The organism is Mesorhizobium sp. M8A.F.Ca.ET.161.01.1.1 (assembly GCF_004792105.1).
Taxonomy (GTDB): domain Bacteria; phylum Pseudomonadota; class Alphaproteobacteria; order Rhizobiales; family Rhizobiaceae; genus Mesorhizobium.
In genome coordinates this window covers 1-448 of sequence record NZ_SRTD01000072.1, presented here as the reverse complement: position 1 = coordinate 448, position 448 = coordinate 1, and the positions used below count along the sequence as shown (strand labels likewise).

The following is a 448-nucleotide window of genomic DNA, read 5'->3' as shown; positions in this document are numbered from 1 at the left end:
GGCCATCCGCCCTTTTCTCGGCGCGCTCAGCCACGTGTCGCTTTATATTGCCGGTATCGGCAGGATCGCCATGACGTTTATCGTCGGCGGGCAGGTCTTTGCGCGGTACATTCTCAACGATTCACCCAGCTGGTCTGAGCCGCTGTCGCTGCATCTCATGTCGTGGTTCATCATGCTTGGCGCCGCCGTCGGCGTGCGCGAGAGCGTGCATCTGGGGCTCGATATTCTGCGCTATATGATGCCGCCGCGCGTGCAGAAGGGCATGGACCTGACAAGCCTTGCGCTGATCTTTTTCTTCGGTGCCGGCATGGCCTGGTATGGCACCTCGCTTGCCATGGGGACATGGACGGCGACGATCCCTGTTCTCGGCTGGCCGGGCGGGACGGATTTCTTTCCGCTGATCGGCGGCGGTTTCCTTATCGCGCTGTTTGCTGCCGAACGTTTCGTC

The 448-nt window shown here is 61.2% G+C and carries 1 protein-coding gene; it reads left to right on the top strand.

The window, feature by feature from the left end:
- Window positions 1-448: TRAP transporter small permease (locus EN804_RS34640; protein WP_135922305.1), on the top strand; the 448-nt coding region annotated here is incomplete at both ends.